Here is a 17,392-nt window from a genome sequence, read left to right on the forward strand (position 1 = left end):
TACAGAGGGCAATGTTAACGTTTCTTAATGCGTTTTTCTCGTTTAATTTTGATGACTAGTTTCGTTGAAATAAAACTAAAAAATATGAAGAAAATCGTATGGTTTGTCACTGTGTTTATTGCATTTCACTCTGCAAATGCGCAAACTCCCTTTTTTAATGAAAAGGATAGTATTGAAATTAAAGGAAAAGTAATTGGCTATAACCCTGGTCAGAAAGATCATTTCCTTAGTTTTTCTACTTATAATTTGTTTGGCAAATCAACTAGTCAAGCCATTCAGATTGAAGATAATGGAGATTTTTGGATCAAACTTTATCAACCTTATGAAGGGGATGTTCAATTAAATTATAAGGATGCGTTTATTAATGTTTATGCCAAAGCAAACAGCATTTTACAATTAGAAATTTATGATTCGAAAGTAAAAGAACAAACAGATAACGAAAATGCCTTTGTAGCTAAAGGAGAATTGGCAGGTCTAAATAATCTTAATTTTAAATTTCAAACAGCATATAATAAGCATTCTTTTAAGTCCAAAATTGATATGGGCAATAAGTTGCAGACGGATAGCGCTTTTGCAGCAAGCGTGGTTGTAATGCTAGATGAACAATTAGCATTTTTAAGTCTTTTTGTGAAGAACAATCAAATTATGGATCAAAAATTTATCAATTGGCAACGTAGTCGATTCCAATATGAAGCAGGTCAAAGTATTTTGTTCTTTCCATTTGCAGGGAAGTATAATAAAGAAATTACACAAAAGCAGTTGATGAAATTGATTAGTACGATACCAATTAACAATGAGAATGCGCTAAATAGTTCATCCTATTATGCGTTTTTAAATAGCTTAGTTGGGGCGCAACAGATAATGATAAATATTAACCCAATGTATGATGTAATTAAAAGCAAGAGCGGAAAGAATACAGTAAGCATTTGCCTTGATGAAATTGACAAATTTGCAACAGGAATTGCTAGAGAGCTGCAATATTTAGGGTCTTTTTTGAATAAGGCGGGGTCAGGGTCAGATCCAATGCCTTATTTGGCTCGTTTTAATGAGGTTATAAATAACCCATTCCTAAAGCAATACATAAAAGCAACGCAAGCTCCTTTGCACAAAGCTTCTAATGAGTTTGATATTGTGGCTCGTTTAAAAGCACAGAAGGTTAAGCCAATTTTAAAGGAAAGGTTGATTAATATATTTTCGCAATACAAAGGCGTTAGTTTATACATCGATTTTTGGGGTGATTGGTGTGGGCCTTGTATGAGTGAACTGCCAATTTATCCGAATCTAATTAATGCCTTAGCAGAGAATCCGATCAAGTTCTTATTCCTTTCTGCTTTCACTACTGAGGAGAGTATGTTGGCGATTAAGAAAAAATTTAAGATTAATGGCGATTTTATTAATTTGTCTAAGGACGAAGTTAATATCGTAAACAATGTATTTGAATTTCATAGTTATCCATCTCATTTCTTGGTGAATAATAAAGGTGTTGTAATAAGTAAGATGTCGCAAACAACCTTGAGTACCGTAAGTCAAAAAGCTAAAGAAATTGCCGCATTATTAAATAAATAGATGAAACTCAGATTAAGATTTCTCATTGCACTAAGTGTTTTGGCAACTTTAGCGGTAATTATTTTCCAGATAATCTGGCTAAAGAATAGTTATCAATTGAGTAAGGAAAAAATAACAAATGATGCAAAAACGGTATTAGATGAAGCTATAATCGAACATCGTGAACTAGTTGCTGAACAAGTGAGAGGCTTATTGATAAAGGCGATTAATCCAAATGACATCGAAACTCAGGTTCATTGGAAGATGCCTGATAGTCAGTATGTACAATTAGGTTATAGGACCAAAAGATTTCCCAATGCTTCTTGGACAACTTTTAAGGTTTCAAGAAAAGAATTGAATAAAGTTCAAAGAAATCCTTATCCACTACTGTTAGATCGGATCGATAAAGGTAATTTGGACGTATTAGATGGTGTTTATTCGACTTTTGTTGGTATAGTTAATTACGAGACAGATAGTTGGGAATATAAACTTCAGGATAGTTTGATGCGTTGTTTTTATTTACATGAAGATACCGCCGTCTTAAGTAAAATAGTTAAAAAGAGATTTGAAAGGTTGAATTATCACATTTCTACACAGCTCGTTTATCAAAAGGGAATTAATGAAATTTATAATAAAAAGTCGACGGTTAATAAGGTTCTTCAAGGAGAAGCGACTGATGTGGTAGAGATGGTAAGCGATAATCGTTATCATCGGCTTAACGAACAACTCGATTCCTTGAACGTATATGCTCAAAAATTAACTTTAGCTAACCACAAGATGTATGTTGTAAAGCCAATACTCAATGATATTGCCAATACATTACATTTTGGAGTACCATTTATCATTCTTGCAGTTGAAGTAAGCCCATCTGATATAATTAGCCAAATGTTGGTTAGTGTAATTGGTTCTTTTTTGTTGTTATTATTAATAGGAATATGTCTAGCTTATATGTTTTACACCATCTTAAAACAGAAGAAACTCTCAGAAATTAAAGACGATTTTATAGGTAATGTTTCTCACGAGTTAAAGACACCAGTTACTACTGCATTGGCAGCAATTCAAGGCATGCAACATTTCGATGTGCTGAAAAGTAAAGAAAAAACAGATTTGTATTTAAATACTGCCGCCAAGGAGATGCAGCGTTTGTCTGCGATGATTGATAACATTTTAAATATTTCAATTTACGAACAAAGTGACTTTAGTCTTCATGTTGTTAAATTTAATCTAAGAGAAATGTTAACTGAGGTGATAAATATTCAGGAATTACACTCAAAAAAGAAAGTTAATATTGAATTGAATTATCAAGCTAGAGAAGAAATTTTAGCTGATAAAACGCATCTTTATAACGTTTTTATTAATTTATTAGACAATGCTATTAAATATGGAAGGGAGGATGTAAAGGTCAAAATCGAATGTGTTGGAGGTATAAATAGTCTTAAAATTAATATTAGCGATAATGGAAAAGGTATACCTGAAATTTATCAGGTAAATATTTTTGAAAAATTTTTTAGAGTGCCTAGTATAAACGATCATAGTGTAAAAGGTCATGGGCTAGGGTTAAGCTATGTAAGGAATATACTAGAAAAACATAAGGGTGAAATTAAACTTATAAAGTCAGATGATAATGGTTCAATCTTTTCAATTGATTTACCACAATGAAACGAGCACCCAAAATACTATTGATAGAAGATGAAGTAGCGTTAGGGCTAATAATTAAGGACGGTCTGGAATTTAGGGGTTTCGAGGTAATATACATTACAGATGGGAGCTTGGCGTATGCCACTTATATCTCTGAAAAGCCAGATTTTCTGGTGCTTGATGTAATGCTGCCATCTATTAATGGTTTAATGATTGCAGAGAAGATTAGGTTGGAGAATAAGCATACGCCTATCCTGTTTTTAACCGCAAGAACAATGCCTCAAGATGTGTTAAATGGTTACATGGCGGGTGGTAATGACTATCTTAAAAAGCCCTTTGATATGGAAGAGCTAATCATTCGTATAAAAGTATTACTCAACCAAAACCGCCTGTTAGAGAACGTGCAAAGTGATAAAAACTTAGGTGTGGTTGATATTGGGAAATATACTTACGACATAATGAGAGGGGTTTTAGTATATCATGGTATAATAAAGCAATTAACAGGTAGAGAAAGCGAGGTCTTAAAAACACTTTATCAAAATAGAAATAGATTGCTGGCAAGGAAAGAATTCCTACTACAAGTTTGGGGAGATGATGATTTTTTTAGTTCAAGAAGCTTAGATGTGTTTATCACTAAACTAAGACGATATTTAAAGCATGACCCATCAATTCAGATCATTAATCAAAGGGGCTTTGGCTATAAGTTGATTTGTTAAGGTTTTCTAAATGATCTGTTGATCTATGTTCACTTTTCCCTGTTTTCTTTTTTCTTCATCAATTTTAATAATTATCAGAGGGAAAGACAGCTTGTAGATGGCCTATAAAAAAGAAAGGAGATTATCCATCCAGACTAATCTCCTTTTCTAACCAAATATAAACCTGTATGAACGGGTTATTTTTTATTCCGATATAATCGGACTTTTTTCTTTTCAAATCTTTAGTGTTTTTGCTTTAACAACTAATGATGATACAAATATAGAAATAATTTTATTATAGTGTACAAAGTACACTAAGAAAAATTTTATTTATTTTTTGTTTGTGTTATTCAGATGACAAAAGTGCCTAAAAACATCATTTTACTAACATTTTGAATGCAAAAGTAGTTTTATTTTTTTTAATTATTTATTAGTGAACGTTAAATTTATGTTAAATCAATGTTTTGTAGCCTTGAAAATGGCCTTATGAGAGGTGCTAAAAAACCATAAAAAATAGAAATTATAAGTCTTATTAGACTTAATGTTAATCATTTTATATTATTTATCATGAAAAGCTAAAATAGTGGTGTTAATTGTGTGTTATTTATGCAAAATTTGTAAATACGTGGTTTAGGTAAGGCAACTCTTTGTGTTTTGGGATGTTTAGGTATAAAAAATTGCAGTTTTAGATTGGTTATTTAAAAAAAAATGGCAACACCTTTTTCGGTGTTACCATTCGTATTAATCTACGTAAAGGAATTTTATCTTATAAAGTTCCGTAGTACTCAACAAATTTAGCAAGAGCCGAAGAATAGCCCCACTCATTGTCGTACCAAGAAACAACTTTAACGAAATTATCATTTAATGAAATTCCTGCGCCTGCATCAAAAATAGAAGCATGGTCATTACCAATAAAGTCAGATGAAACAACTTCATCTTCTGTGTAACCAAGAACACCTTTTAAATAACCTTCAGATGCAGCTTTCATTGCATCTTTAATTTGTTGATAAGTAGCAGGTTTTTCTAAACGTGCAGTTAAGTCAACTACAGAAACATCGGCCACTGGAACACGGAATGACATACCTGTTAATTTACCTTTTAATTCAGGTAAAACCATACCTACAGCTTTAGCAGCGCCAGTTGATGAAGGGATGATGTTTGAAAAGCCACCACGCCCACCTCTCCAATCTTTTGCAGATGGGCTATCAACAGTTTTTTGAGTTGCAGTTACAGCGTGAATAGTACTCATTAATCCTTCAACTATACCAAAGTTGTCATTTAAAACCTTAGCAATCGGAGCCAAGCAATTTGTAGTACAAGATGCGTTAGATACAATAGTTTGGTCGGCAGTTAATTTATCATGATTAACACCCATTACATAAGTAGGGATATCAGCATCCTTAGCAGGAGCAGAGAATACTACTTTTTTAGCACCAGCAGCGATGTGTTTTTCTGCATCTGCACGAGTTAAGAATAAGCCTGTAGATTCGATAACGATATCTACACCAACTTCATTCCATTTTAAGTTTGCAGGATCTCTCTCTGCAGTAATGCGAATGGTTTTCCCATTCACAACTAATTGTCCGTCTTTAACTTCAATTGTTCCGTCAAAACCACCATGAGTTGTATCGTATTTTAACATATAAGCCATGTAATCTGGCTCAATTAAATCATTGATTGCAACAATGTCTAAGCCTCTCTTTAAGGCAGCTCTAAAAACTAATCTGCCGATACGGCCAAATCCATTTATTCCTACTTTAGTCATTTTTATTAATTTGAGTAATAATTAAGTAAATTGTATATTGGTTCTTTTGTTATTGTAATAATGTTGATGTCGTGTTTTTTTGCAACTAATCGCAACCTGTCTTGAAATGTTCCCGCAACTAAACCCACAAAATGAACTTCTTCATTTGGATGCTCATGTGTTGTTGGTATTAGATAGGTGTTAAAGTATTTTTCAAAAGCCAGGTCTATCAGTTGTTCTATGTATTTGTTTGTTCTATTTTCTATATAAAAATCTAAAAAGGAACAAAGGTAATTTTGAGCATTAGGTTTCCTGTAGATTTTTTCGAGTATAATAGCCCTGTCTACGTTATACTTTTCTTCAAATTGTTTTCTCAGATCTTGAGGAACTTTTTCTTCGAGGTAGCTTTTCAATAAGATTTTACCCAAATAATTGGCAGAGCCTTCATCGCCTAGTATGTAGCCTAATCCAAAATTATTCTTTTCAGGTTTTTTTCCATCAAAATAAGCACAGTTAGCTCCGCTTCCTAATATGCCTACTATGCCTTTCTGGTTATAGCATGCTGCTATTGAGGCGCCATAAATATCATCCTCAACTTTGATTTTAGCATTTTTGAAAAACTTGCCTAAAGTTTCGGCTAAAGATGCTTGGGCAACGTTAGAAGAAGCTCCGGCCGCAAAGACAAATATTTTCTTTATTTTTTCAGCATGGTTAATTAAAACAATATTTTTGTTTAATAAATAAAGAATGTGCTTTTGGTCATTAAAACGAGGATTTATTCCTGGAATTGTACATTCAGCAATCGTCTTTCCTTCATTGGAAATTTTCCAGAAAGCACTTTTTGATCCGCTATATACAACTGCTATCATCCTTATTTATATTGATAAAACATGTGTCATTTCCAATAAATCGTCTTCTAACTTATAGTTATGCGCATGCAATGCTTCTTCAAGACTTGTTGATCTAATGTCGTTACCACGAAGCCCTACCATTTGCATGGTTTCGCCTTTAATTATTTCATTTACGGCAGCATAACCTAATCTACTTCCTAATATCCTGTCAAATCCACTTGGGCTACCACCCCTTTGCAGGTGACCTAATATCGTAACTTTGGTGTCGTAATGTGTAAATTTCCTTTTTACACTCTTGGCAATATCGTAAGCTCCACCATACTTATTTCCTTCAGAAACAATTACAATACTCGAAGATTTTTTGCCGTCTGCTCCAGATCTTAGTTTTGTAATCAGTTCCTTTAAAGAAGTTTCTTTTTCTGGCAAAAGCACAGCTTCAGCTCCACTTGCAATTGCTGTTCTTAATGCCAAGCAACCAGAGTCTCTACCCATTACTTCAATGAAGAATAACCTGTCATGAGAATCGGCAGTATCTCTAATTTTATCTATTGCTTCTATAATTGTATTAACGGCAGTATCGTAACCTAAGGTAAAATCCGAACCATACAGATCGTTATCTATGGTTCCTGGTATGCCAATTACGTTAATGCCAAATTTTTCACCAAAACGTTTTGCACCGGTAAAGGTCCCGTCGCCTCCAATTACTATTAAAGCATCTATCTCTTTATCTTTTAAGTTCTTATAGGCAATTTCCATACCTGCTTCTTCTTTAAAAGCTAAACACCTTGCGGTTTTTAAGATGGTACCACCCATGTGTAAGATATTGCTCACTGAGCGAGAATCCATGGCTTGGATGTTATTGTCAATTAGGCCTTGATAACCTTGCATTACCCCGAACATATTCCTTCCGTGATAAATGCCTGTGCGAATTACAGCTCTTATGCAGGCATTCATACCAGGGGCATCGCCACCAGATGTTAGTACTGCAATATTTCTAATATTTGGTTCCATTATTTATATTATACGAATATAGTGTGTATTTTTTACACTAAGTAATTTTTTTTCATTATTTTTATGGATTAAATGAACAAGTGTATTTATTTTGTTCTAATATTATAAAATATAAAAACGATTTTGTCTTGAAAGAAGTATTACCTGTGTTTAATTCCGCGGTTTCAATTGATTGCGTATTATTTGGTTTTGATGGTGGAGAACTCAAAATTCTACTCATAGAAAGAAACGAAGAACCCTTTAAAGATTGGTGGGCTTTGCCTGGTAACCTGATAGGGGAGGATGAAAGCGTTGAACAATCAGCCTCTCGGATTCTGCATGAACTTACTGGCTTGAGTGATATTTATATGGAGCAATATTACACTTTTGGTGAGGTAAATCGACATCCACAAGGTAGGGTAATTACTGTTGCTTATTATGCGATGCTAAGGTTGGGTGGCGATAAAGCCTTAAAACCACTTACATCATATGCTAAAAAAGCACAATGGATCAATGTGAAGGAACTTCCTAAGTTAGGTTTTGATCATCAGCATATCTTTGATAAAGGCTTAGAGAAAATCAAACGTAGAATTAAGCATTTGCCAATAGCATTTGAGCTTTTACCGGAGAAATTTACTTTAACTCAGGTGCAAAATGTTTATGAGCTTATCTTAGGTAAAAAATTAGATAAAAGAAATTTCAGAAAGAAAATATTGAGTTTCGGTGTGCTTAAAGAACTGAATGAAAAACAAAAAGGTGTTTCGTTTAGGGCTGCAACTTTATATAAGTTCGACAGAAGAAAATATGCTAAACTATTTGGTAAGGAGATTTCCTTTTAAGCGTGGTGTCTTGTAGCAATTCAATTGCTTTAGCAACGTAATTTTTTAGTAAAAAATATATAAGGATAAAAATAATTTAAAATTCTTTATTGGATTTTGGTTTGGAGTGTTATATTTACACTATCAACCTTATATATGCAGAAACTCTACAAATTAACATTGATTTTTGTCGGGCTAATTGTGATGAACATATCTGTTCAGGCACATTGGGGTGATATTTCTTTGTTAAATTCTGCTAAATCTAGTAAAGCTAATTTAATCTCTTCTGGTAAAGATTGGGCAGGTTTAAATGCTAAACAAGCTACTAATTTCTTTAACTATCCAAATCCAGCTCTTACCGAAACTACAATTGCTTATACTTTAACTGCAAAAGCGAATGTTACACTAAAAGTTATTGATTTAACAGGTAAACAATTAGCTATTTTGGTAAAACAAGAACAAGCTGCTGGTAAGCAAGAGTTTTATTGGGTACTTGCTAAAAATAACATCACCTCTGGTATGTATATTCTATTGTTGCAGGTTGATAATAAAACTTACAGCAGAAAAATTATTGTTCAATAATAAACCTATCTTATCTTTTAGGGTAAAGCAATGAGACTGTATCTATCAATGTTAGTCTGGCTTTCCGTTACTTGCCTACCGGCAGGCAGGAATCTTTTTCGTGAAGAACTCAAAAGGATATCACTTCAATCCAGTTTAGAATTAATAGCCAGTGCTGCTATTTGGGGTTGCATACAGATTTCAAAACAGGTCTGGAGTTCGACCAGTGTTAAAAACTTAGCTACGTCAAGGTAATAAACAAAAGCCCCAATCAAATGATGATTGAGGCTTCGAAAAGATTGTAATATTTATCTCTTGCTCAAATGGTAGTCAACTAAATCATCTATAGGTGAGCGGATGATTTTACCAACCCCCATTTCATATCTATCGGCAACCAAACTTAATATGTCTCTGAAGCTATAACCAACGGAACCCACACAGTTTAATTCGTAGTTTTTATAATTAGGATAATGAATTACCAAGTTTTCGAAAAATGCTGTAAATGCATAATCTACAACTGAGTGTGTATAATCTTCGTAATTTTCCTTAAAATCGTAAATGAACTTACTGAAACTGGCACAAAAACGATTAGGTAAGGGTTTGTTATAAATATGATCGAAAATATCTTCGTTAGTTAATGCATAATTATCATAGAAACTCTCTCTTAATCCCTTTGGCATGTAACCCTTCATGTAATCGGCTAAAATTCTTTTTCCGATATAACTTCCGCTACCTTCATCACCAAGGAAATAACCTAATGAATCGATGTTTAAAGAAATGTCTTTGCCGTCATACAAACAAGAGTTTGTGCCTGTTCCTAAAATAGCGGCAAAACCTTCATTATCTCCCAGTAAAGCTCTGCATGAAGCTAATAAGTCATGGCCAATCTTGATTTCTGCATTCACAAAAATCTTTTGCATTCCATCTTCTACAATTTTTCTTTTGGCATCGGTAGAGCAACCAGCACCATAATAATAAACTTCAGTTAATTTTTCCGGCTCAAGGTGATCTGGTAAGGCTGTTTTTAATGAGCTCTCAATGTAATCGCTGTCTACAAAATAGGGGTTATACCCTTCAGTATTAAAATGGATTTTTCTCCCTGCTTCGTTGATCAAGCACCAGTTTGTTTTTGTTGATCCACCATCTGCAATAACTATCATTTTTGGTTTGTTAAGTTATGTAATAAGTAAAAAGTCTACCAATATATGTGGCTTTTTTCAAATAAAAAATTAAAATATAGTTTTTATTTTCTTAATGTTAAGTTTATGTATATGTTTTGATTAAGCGTTGAAATAACGGTTTTAACATAAAGTGTACTTTATACACTATTAGCCTAAGAATTAGACTAAAAATTTGATTGGTTTTTTCATTAGTGTAAAATTTTCAATAAAATAGAAAGCCCCTAAAAATTTTTTAGGGGCTTTTCGAATTTTTCAGAAATTTAGTTCTTAACTAACGTGTATTTATTGTTAGGGATATCTAAAGTAATGGTATAATTTCCGGCTGTAGTTACTGCGATGTTATCACCAGTTAAAGCTCCTGCAGCATTACCACCATAGTTAGTTCCCCAATCATGGTTTTTTCTAAATTTGAATTCACCAGCTGTAAGGGCTACAGTTACTTTCCAAGTTCCTTTGCCATCATTGATGTATTTCATATCTGTATCAACAGACCAATTGCTACCTGGTATTGCATTACCAATTATGCCCCAAACTAAGGGGGTTAAAGTATATGTCAAGTTATTTAAATCTACATCAAGTTGTTTTGCACCAGGTGTTAATGAACTAATATCTCCACCAGATGTGCTAATTTTACCAGCACCAGCAACACCATAGGCGATGTCCCATTTCTTTGCTGGAGTGATTTTAAAATTGCTACCGTCAAATGCTATCACGCCTGTATAAACACCGTTTCCACTCAGTGAAACCAAACTATCTGCAGTTGCAGGGTTCCAACCTTGGTAATTTCCTGGTACATAAATCCAAGCAGTAAGAGGAAAAGGTTTAGCGCTTAAACTAACTACATTACTGTAAACAGGGGCAAGGTTATTTGAAATAGTAGATTTAATTCTGATTTCAACATCTGAATTAGCGGTTGTAGGTAAATTAAGCGACAAAAGTAAGTTGTTAAAGTCTAAACCATTGTATGCTTTTGTAGTCGCATTTGCAGGTAAAATTGCTTCTTTAGCGTTAGCAAAGTTACTGCCCTTTACCGCTAATTGTAGCACGTTAGTAACTGCAGCTTGATAGCCGAAATTTGCGTTTGTTAAACTAAAAGTGATAACAGTATTAGCCAACATGGTTTTATCTAAAACAACCGATGTTGCAGATGACTTCAGTGAGCCACCAGTACCAGCATTCGCAACAGATTGAGTTTCGTCTTTTTTACAAGACCATAGCGATAAAGCGATAAAGCTAAATGCTAAAGATTTTAAAATTATTGATTTCATATCTTAAATAATAAAGATTAATAACCTGTGTTTTGTTTCAGATTCGGATTCGCAATTAAATCTGCAGTTGGAATAGGGTAAAGGTTTCTGAAAGCTGGTAAACCTGTACCTGCTTTAACTCCGCCTTTAAAAGGCCATAAATAACTAGCTTCAGTAAATTTGTTAAAACGAACTAAATCTGTACGACGATGACCTTCCCAGTACAACTCTCTTCCGCGTTCATCTAAAAAGAAATCAGTAGTTAAGGAAGCAACATTTCCGGTTGCGTTACCATAAGCACGTTGGCGTAAATTGTTTACATAGATAAGTGCTTGTGCAGTTGTGCCACCAGAGCCACCACGCATTACTGCTTCTCCATATATTAAATACTGCTCAGCTAAACGAAATAGTGGAAAGTCAAGTGAGCTGAAAGTTCCATTTAAAGAACTCGGTGTTGCGCCAGTTGAAGTTATGTTTTTGAATTTAGTAACTCGTAAGCCATCAGTAAATACGCCGATATCTTCTACATTGTTTTTGGTACCGAAGAAAATACCACGTTTATCTGCTGTACCATTTGGATCGGGGAATAAGGCAGGCAAATTCTGACGAGTTCTATTTCCTCCCCATCCACCATTTGGCACACCGTAAGAAGAAGGATTCATATCGCCATTGATAGCAGCGTTTATTAAGAAAGTTGTACCTCCATAATTTGTTCCTCTTGAACCATCGTAGTTGATGCTTAAGATGGTTTCTAAATTGTTTACATTGTTATCTGCCAAGAATAAATCTTTGTAATTGGCTTTTAATTGATAACCAGCACCAATAACTTTGCTAGCATAAGTAATAGCTTCTGTATATTTCGCTGTTCCAGTATAAACTTGAGCATTTAAATATAGTCTAGCTAATAGAGCCCAGTCAGCACCTTGGTCAGCACGACCATATTCATTTGTACGAGGCGCAGGTAGTGAAGCTTCAATTGCTTTTAACTCCGATTCTACATAAGCGAATAATGCAGCTCTTGTAATTTGTTTTGGAGATACTTTTCCAATTTCATCAGCCTCTGTAACGAAAGGAGGGTTGCCAAAGCCATCTAATAATACCCAATATTGATAAGCACGTAAGAAACGAGCTTCAGCACGATATTTTTGAATATCAGTAGCATCAGTACCAGCAATGCCTCTTGCAGCTAGCTTTTCTGGTGTACTTTCTCTTAAAAACTCATTACAAACAGTGATTTGAAGAATGCTTCTAGAGTAAAGCCCTCTTAAGAAAACGTTATCTGCAGCCCAAGTAGAATAATCTAACTCAGGAATACCTATGTCGCCCCAAGCACAAATTGCCTCATCAGTAGTTAACTCTTGAGATGTCCAAAATAATCTTAAAAAATCTGCAAAACCTGAATTAATACCTCCAATATCACTTGCATCGGATCCTTGAGAACTAGTTAGTGCATAAGTAGCATACAGTTTTACCAATCCTTGTTTGTAACCAGCAGGCGTAGCATAAACCGTTTCTGACGTTACATCGTTGGTTGGGGTTAGATTTAAATCGCCCTTTTTACATGAATTTAATGACACTAGCAATATGCTAGTTGCCAATAATGTTTTAAATGAATTTTTCATTTTTATATTTTTATTAAAAACCAACATTTAAACCTAAAGTATATGTTCTTGGTCTTGGGTATAAGTTATAGTCAATACCAGAAGATAATTCTGGATCTAAGCCGTCATAGTTAGTTACGACAAATACGTTCTGACAGTTTGCCGAAATACGCATATTAGTTTTACCGGTTTTAGATAGTCGGCCAACATTATAAGCAACACCTAGATTATCCATTTTCAAAAAAGAAGCGTTTTTAACGTAATAATCGCTCAAAAACTGATTAGACTGGAAATTGGTATTTAAGAAATCACTGTTAGTATTGTTAACTATTCCACTCGGACTTAGAACATTTGTTTTGATACCAAAGTTAGAAGATACGTTATCGTAGATGTAGTTTCCTAAGTTAGCTCTTAAAACAGTGCTAATTGTCCATTTTTTGTAGCTGAAGGCAGTGTTAAAACCAAAAGTGAAGTTTGGATCAGGTGATTTGTAGAAATATTGATCACTGGTATTGATCACTCCATCAGCATTTAAGTCTGCGTAAACTCCCTCTAAAGGAGCACCACTTGCATTGTAAACCTGTTTGTAAACAAAGAATGAACCTGGAATTTGGTTTACAGAATTATATTTAAGTGTAGTTCCTGTACCGCCTGTTATGTCACCTGCACCAACTTTCGAACCTGGATCTGGGTTTAAAGTTAAGTTCGTTACTTTTCTTTTGTTGTATGCAACGTTAAATCCAAAATCCCAATTCGTGTTTTCACTTTTTATAGCTGTAAAATTAATGCTTCCTTCAATACCTCTAACTTCCATGTTTCCTACGTTTGTAGTTAACAAGTTGCTAAAGTTTGTTCCTACTGGGATGTTAATTGTACTTAATAGGTCCTTGGTTTTTTTATAGTAAGCATCAATACTTCCGTATATTCTGCCTTTTGCAAAACCATAATCTAAACCAGCGTTATAGGTAGTCGTACTTTCCCATTTCAAATCTGGATCATATGCGGCAGGGCTGTAGTAGTTATAAAACGTATTACCAATTTGATATTGTCCTGTATTACTATTTGCATAGTATTTAGATAAGTATTCATAATTGCCAATTCCATCTTTATTACCTGTTTCACCATAACTTAATCTTAATTTTAAATCAGAGAAAGTTTTGCTGTCTTTCATAAAGTCTTCAGAAATTATTCTCCAAGTAAAACCAGCAGAAGGGAAATAACCCCAACGATTTTCTTCTGCGAATTTAGAAGAAGCATCAGCTCTCATTGTTGCAGATAAAATATATTTATCGGCTAACGTGTAAACAAACCTTCCATAGTAAGAAAGTAATTTGTTCTGGTTAATTGAGAATGGGAAAACTGGTGTATTTAAAACCTCTCCAGTTCCTTTAAACGTCTGGAAATTATAATCTGTAGTTGAATTATCATAATAACCATAACCTACGGTTGCATCGAATCTGCTTTTAATACTAGTTGCAGTATGAGCATAATTTAAATAAAATTCAGAAATTTTATTTCTTTCGGTGTTTAGTCTATTGCCATAAAAACCACTAGTTGAAGCACTTTGGGCCGCTATGCTAGCAACTCTTGTGTAGCCGTATCCCTTGTTTACATCATAAGCTAAATTTAAGTTAGCGTGTAATTCTGGTAGGAAGTGGAATGAATAATCCAATTGAAGATTTCCGAAGCTTCTTGCAGCTTTACCATTATTATCTTGCTGTCTAATTAAAGCAACTGGGTTTCTTGGTGCATTTGGATTTGGTACTGAACCTTGGATCCATTCGTAGTATCCACCAAAAGCATTATTTGCATAAACAGGCTGAGTTGGATCAAATTGTATTGCACTTGCTATTGCTCCATCATTTGCGAAGTGCGATTCAGATAATGAGCCTTTTAAGTTTAAATTAACCTTTAAATGATTAGAGAAGAAAGTTGGTGCAAGAGTTAAAGCTCCAGTAGCACGTTCTAATTTATCCGTAATTAAAAGACCTTGTTGTTCTAAGTAACCACCAGAAACACGATAAGGAACATTTTTAAATGAACCTGACATACTCAATGCGTTATCAGTAGAAAATGCTTTTTGGAAAATTTCATCTTGCCAGTTTGTATTTGCTCCACCTAGTAGTGCTTTTTGTGCAGTTGTTCCGTTAGCATTTACATAAGCTCTAATTTGAGGTGCCGAAAGTACCTCTACGTTTTTTATAACAGTAGCTATAGAGTTATTTGTGCTAAAATTGAATACTGGGGCGCCAGAACCACCTTTTTTAGTAGTAATTAAAATAACACCATTTGAGGCCCTAGATCCATAAATCGCTGTAGCATTAGCATCTTTTAATACTGTAAAGGTCTCAATGTCATTAGGATTGATTAAAGAAAGTGGGCTTGGAGCGTTTCCAATGCTATTACCACTAAAAGGAATACCATCTACCACAATTAAAGGATCGTTGCTTGCGTTTAACGAAGCACCACCACGAATACGGATTACACTACCGCCTCCTGGTCTACCACCGTTGTTAACAATGTTTACACCAGCAACTTTACCTTGAATTAATTGCTCTGGAGTAGTAATGGTTCCTTTTTGAAAATCTTTTGAATTAACGGTTGTAATAGAACCTGTTAAACTTTTCTTTTCTGCTGTACCATAACCAATAACTACAACTTCATTTAGGTTTTGAGAATCGGTCTTCATGTTGAAGTTTAAGACTGAATTGCCATTGCCAACTGTAGCAGTTAATGTTTGGGTTGCATAGCCAATATACTTAACCGTTAAAGTATAGGTTCCACTAGTTAAGCCAGTGATTCTGTAGTTACCATCATTGTCTGTTGATGTTATTTTTTGAGTTCCGACAACTTGAACAGAAGCACCAGGAATTGGCAAATTTGTTTCGTCGATAATCTTACCAGAAATGCTTCCGGTTTGCGCATAAGTTGTCAATGTGCAGAGTGCAAAAATCATCAACATACAAAGCTTAATTGGGTAAAATACTTTCATAGAAAAAGCCCGTTTTAAAGGTGAAATATTTGGTTATAAATAAGTGTATTATACACTATTGTAAATTTATGATAGCATATTAAAAATCAAAATTTTATATCAATTTTTTTTTGAACACCATATTTTAGGTCAGAAAAACACTTGAAATCCGAAATATTAAGCGGATTTTTAAAATCCATATTTTAATTAATTAAGAATTAAATAATTGATAATTAAATAGTTATGAATAAATTTTCAATAAAAAGGTGTATTTTTTACACTAAGCTATTTTTATGGTGTTTTTCGGGAACGTTTTCGGGAACGTTCCCGAAAAAACGGAGGTAAATTGAAAAGTTGTTTAAACACTTGAGTCGAAATTCGGCGTATTTTGGAGAAATGTAGAAAATTTTTGAAAAAAATGAGCCTGTTTTTAGATCAAAAAAATGAGTTAAATAATTGGCGATTTTAGACCTTAGAAGTAGACTCCCTTGGGTATAATTTTGAGTTCAAAATCACTTCACTTTTTAAGCTTACCTCATTTGGATTTTCGAGCATTTTGAAGAGCAATTCTGCAGCTGTTTTTCCCAGTTCTGCTGCAGGTTGAGTAATGGTACTTAAAGCAGGATTTAATAAAGGTGCAATTGCCAAACTAGAAAAACCAATTACTTTTAAATCATCTGGAATAGAGAGTTTAATATCATAACAAGCATAATAAGTTGCAAAAGCCAATCGTTCTACTGAAGTGAAAACTCCATCAGGTTTTAAATTGGTAAATGCCTGTTTCAGTAACTCTATATTTTCTTTGTAATTGTTGGTACAATCTATAATTAATTCATCCTTAAAAGGAATTTTAAATTTCTTTAATGCATCTATATAACCTTGCATACGGGTTTTACCAATAGAAAGGGTTTTATTAACTGCCAAGTAGGCAATTCGTTTACATCCTTGTTGTATGAGATGTTTGGTGGCCGAAAAGCTACTGTCATAATCATTTGTAATTACTCTGGGCGTTACAATATCTTCATAAACCCTATCAAAAAATACCAAAGGTAATCTTCTTTTTGACAGCTCATTCAAATAATTATGGTCGTTAGCCTCACCAGATACCGACATGATAATTCCATCGGCCCTGCCATTGTGTAAGTGTTTTATAAATGATACCTCTTTTTCAAACTGGTCATTGGTGGCGTAAACCAAAATATGATAACCTTTTGCGCTTGCCACTTTTTCTATTCCCTGAATGGCTAGTGAAAAATAATTGTTGCCTAACTCAGGTACAATAACAGCGATAGTTTTACTTTTCTGCTCTCTTAAATTGCTGGCATAATGATTAGGCTGATAATTCATCTCCTTAGCCATTGCCAAAATTCTTTCCTTTGTTTCTTTACTAATATCGCTGTTATCTCTAAATGCTCTAGAAACTGTAGATGTAGATAGGTTTAAGGCTTGAGCTAATTTTTTGATGTTCACATTATCCATTCTAGAGACGCAAGTTTTTGGCTTCTGATTTCGTTTGTAAATATAAATGATAAAAAAAGTAAATATTTCTA

At 33.9% G+C, this 17,392-nt stretch carries 13 protein-coding genes; 5 read left to right on the forward strand and 8 right to left on the reverse strand.

Annotation, left to right across the window (positions count from 1 at the left end):
* Positions 1-84: 84 nt before the first annotated feature.
* The 3 genes from R2Q59_RS01335 to R2Q59_RS01345 are packed head-to-tail and all read left to right on the forward strand — an operon-like array spanning position 85 to position 3,899.
* Complete coding sequence (locus R2Q59_RS01335; RefSeq protein WP_316783000.1) at positions 85-1,566, forward strand: TlpA family protein disulfide reductase; 1,482 nt, start codon at positions 85-87, stop codon at positions 1,564-1,566.
* Entirely contained in the window at positions 1,567-3,204 is a 1,638-nt protein-coding gene (locus R2Q59_RS01340) for a HAMP domain-containing sensor histidine kinase (RefSeq protein ID WP_316783003.1), read from the forward strand. It begins immediately after the preceding gene.
* Positions 3,201-3,899 carry a response regulator transcription factor gene (locus R2Q59_RS01345; protein WP_316783005.1) on the forward strand — a complete coding sequence of 233 codons (699 nt, stop codon included), beginning with the start codon at positions 3,201-3,203 and terminating at the stop codon, positions 3,897-3,899. The genes R2Q59_RS01340 and R2Q59_RS01345 overlap by 4 nt, the downstream gene beginning before the upstream one ends.
* Positions 3,900-4,644: 745 nt before the next feature.
* Here R2Q59_RS01345 and gap read toward each other — a convergent pair.
* Genes gap through pfkA form a run of 3 tightly spaced genes read right to left on the reverse strand, consistent with a single transcriptional unit; the run spans position 4,645 to position 7,484 of the window.
* Positions 4,645-5,643 carry a type I glyceraldehyde-3-phosphate dehydrogenase gene (gene gap, locus R2Q59_RS01350; protein ID WP_316783008.1) on the reverse strand — a complete coding sequence of 333 codons (999 nt, stop codon included), beginning with the start codon at positions 5,641-5,643 and terminating at the stop codon, positions 4,645-4,647.
* A 5-nt stretch (positions 5,644-5,648) separates the two neighbouring features.
* On the reverse strand, positions 5,649-6,491 hold the full coding sequence (locus R2Q59_RS01355) for a hypothetical protein (protein ID WP_316783012.1): 843 nt from the start codon (positions 6,489-6,491) through the stop codon (positions 5,649-5,651).
* A gap of 6 nt (positions 6,492-6,497) precedes the next feature.
* Entirely contained in the window at positions 6,498-7,484 is a 987-nt protein-coding gene (gene pfkA, locus R2Q59_RS01360; protein WP_316783015.1) for a 6-phosphofructokinase, read from the reverse strand.
* A 128-nt stretch (positions 7,485-7,612) separates the two neighbouring features.
* On the opposite strand from pfkA, the gene R2Q59_RS01365 reads away from it, so the two are divergent.
* Both R2Q59_RS01365 and R2Q59_RS01370 read left to right on the forward strand, forming a co-directional pair.
* Positions 7,613-8,302, forward strand: coding sequence for an NUDIX hydrolase (locus R2Q59_RS01365; protein ID WP_131553114.1), 690 nt, complete (start codon positions 7,613-7,615; stop codon positions 8,300-8,302).
* Positions 8,303-8,437: 135 nt separating this feature from the next.
* Positions 8,438-8,863 (forward strand): T9SS type A sorting domain-containing protein, encoded by a 426-nt coding sequence (locus R2Q59_RS01370; protein WP_316765228.1) that lies wholly within the window; start codon positions 8,438-8,440, stop codon positions 8,861-8,863.
* Between the two features lie 287 nt (positions 8,864-9,150).
* Here the strand turns inward: R2Q59_RS01370 and R2Q59_RS01375 are convergent, their stop codons facing one another.
* The 5 genes from R2Q59_RS01375 to R2Q59_RS01395 all read right to left on the reverse strand — a co-directional run bounded on the left by R2Q59_RS01375 (position 9,151) and on the right by R2Q59_RS01395 (position 17,321).
* Positions 9,151-10,002: an N-acetylglucosamine kinase gene (locus tag R2Q59_RS01375; protein ID WP_316765229.1), complete on the reverse strand. Its 852-nt coding sequence runs from the start codon at positions 10,000-10,002 to the stop codon at positions 9,151-9,153.
* Between the two features lie 281 nt (positions 10,003-10,283).
* Complete coding sequence (locus tag R2Q59_RS01380) at positions 10,284-11,291, reverse strand: SusE domain-containing protein (RefSeq protein ID WP_316765230.1); 1,008 nt, start codon at positions 11,289-11,291, stop codon at positions 10,284-10,286.
* Between the two features lie 17 nt (positions 11,292-11,308).
* Complete coding sequence (locus R2Q59_RS01385) at positions 11,309-12,892, reverse strand: RagB/SusD family nutrient uptake outer membrane protein (RefSeq protein WP_316765231.1); 1,584 nt, start codon at positions 12,890-12,892, stop codon at positions 11,309-11,311.
* A 13-nt stretch (positions 12,893-12,905) separates the two neighbouring features.
* The gene (locus R2Q59_RS01390) at positions 12,906-15,863 is read right to left on the reverse strand and encodes a SusC/RagA family TonB-linked outer membrane protein (protein WP_316783018.1); all 2,958 of its coding nucleotides are present in this window, start codon (positions 15,861-15,863) and stop codon (positions 12,906-12,908) included.
* Positions 15,864-16,307: 444 nt separating this feature from the next.
* Entirely contained in the window at positions 16,308-17,321 is a 1,014-nt protein-coding gene (locus R2Q59_RS01395) for a LacI family DNA-binding transcriptional regulator (RefSeq protein WP_316765233.1), read from the reverse strand.
* Between the last annotated feature and the right edge of the window lie 71 nt (positions 17,322-17,392).

The organism is Pedobacter frigiditerrae (genome assembly GCF_032678705.1).
In the GTDB taxonomy this organism is placed as follows: Bacteria; Bacteroidota; Bacteroidia; order Sphingobacteriales; family Sphingobacteriaceae; genus Pedobacter; species Pedobacter frigiditerrae_A.

Excerpts from the sequence above, each read along its gene's own strand:
- gap (WP_316783008.1), bottom strand. The coding sequence starts at position 5,643 with ATGACTAAAGTAGGAATAAATGGATTTGGCCGTATCGGCAGATTAGTT.
- pfkA (WP_316783015.1), bottom strand. The coding sequence starts at position 7,484 with ATGGAACCAAATATTAGAAATATTGCAGTACTAACATCTGGTGGCGAT.
- R2Q59_RS01385 (WP_316765231.1), bottom strand. The coding sequence starts at position 12,892 with ATGAAAAATTCATTTAAAACATTATTGGCAACTAGCATATTGCTAGTG.
- R2Q59_RS01370 (WP_316765228.1), top strand. The coding sequence starts at position 8,438 with ATGCAGAAACTCTACAAATTAACATTGATTTTTGTCGGGCTAATTGTG.
- R2Q59_RS01395 (WP_316765233.1), bottom strand. The coding sequence starts at position 17,321 with ATGGATAATGTGAACATCAAAAAATTAGCTCAAGCCTTAAACCTATCT.
- R2Q59_RS01355 (WP_316783012.1), bottom strand. The coding sequence starts at position 6,491 with ATGATAGCAGTTGTATATAGCGGATCAAAAAGTGCTTTCTGGAAAATT.
- R2Q59_RS01375 (WP_316765229.1), bottom strand. The coding sequence starts at position 10,002 with ATGATAGTTATTGCAGATGGTGGATCAACAAAAACAAACTGGTGCTTG.
- R2Q59_RS01335 (WP_316783000.1), top strand. The coding sequence starts at position 85 with ATGAAGAAAATCGTATGGTTTGTCACTGTGTTTATTGCATTTCACTCT.
- R2Q59_RS01390 (WP_316783018.1), bottom strand. The coding sequence starts at position 15,863 with ATGAAAGTATTTTACCCAATTAAGCTTTGTATGTTGATGATTTTTGCA.
- R2Q59_RS01340 (WP_316783003.1), top strand. The coding sequence starts at position 1,567 with ATGAAACTCAGATTAAGATTTCTCATTGCACTAAGTGTTTTGGCAACT.
- R2Q59_RS01345 (WP_316783005.1), top strand. The coding sequence starts at position 3,201 with ATGAAACGAGCACCCAAAATACTATTGATAGAAGATGAAGTAGCGTTA.
- R2Q59_RS01380 (WP_316765230.1), bottom strand. The coding sequence starts at position 11,291 with ATGAAATCAATAATTTTAAAATCTTTAGCATTTAGCTTTATCGCTTTA.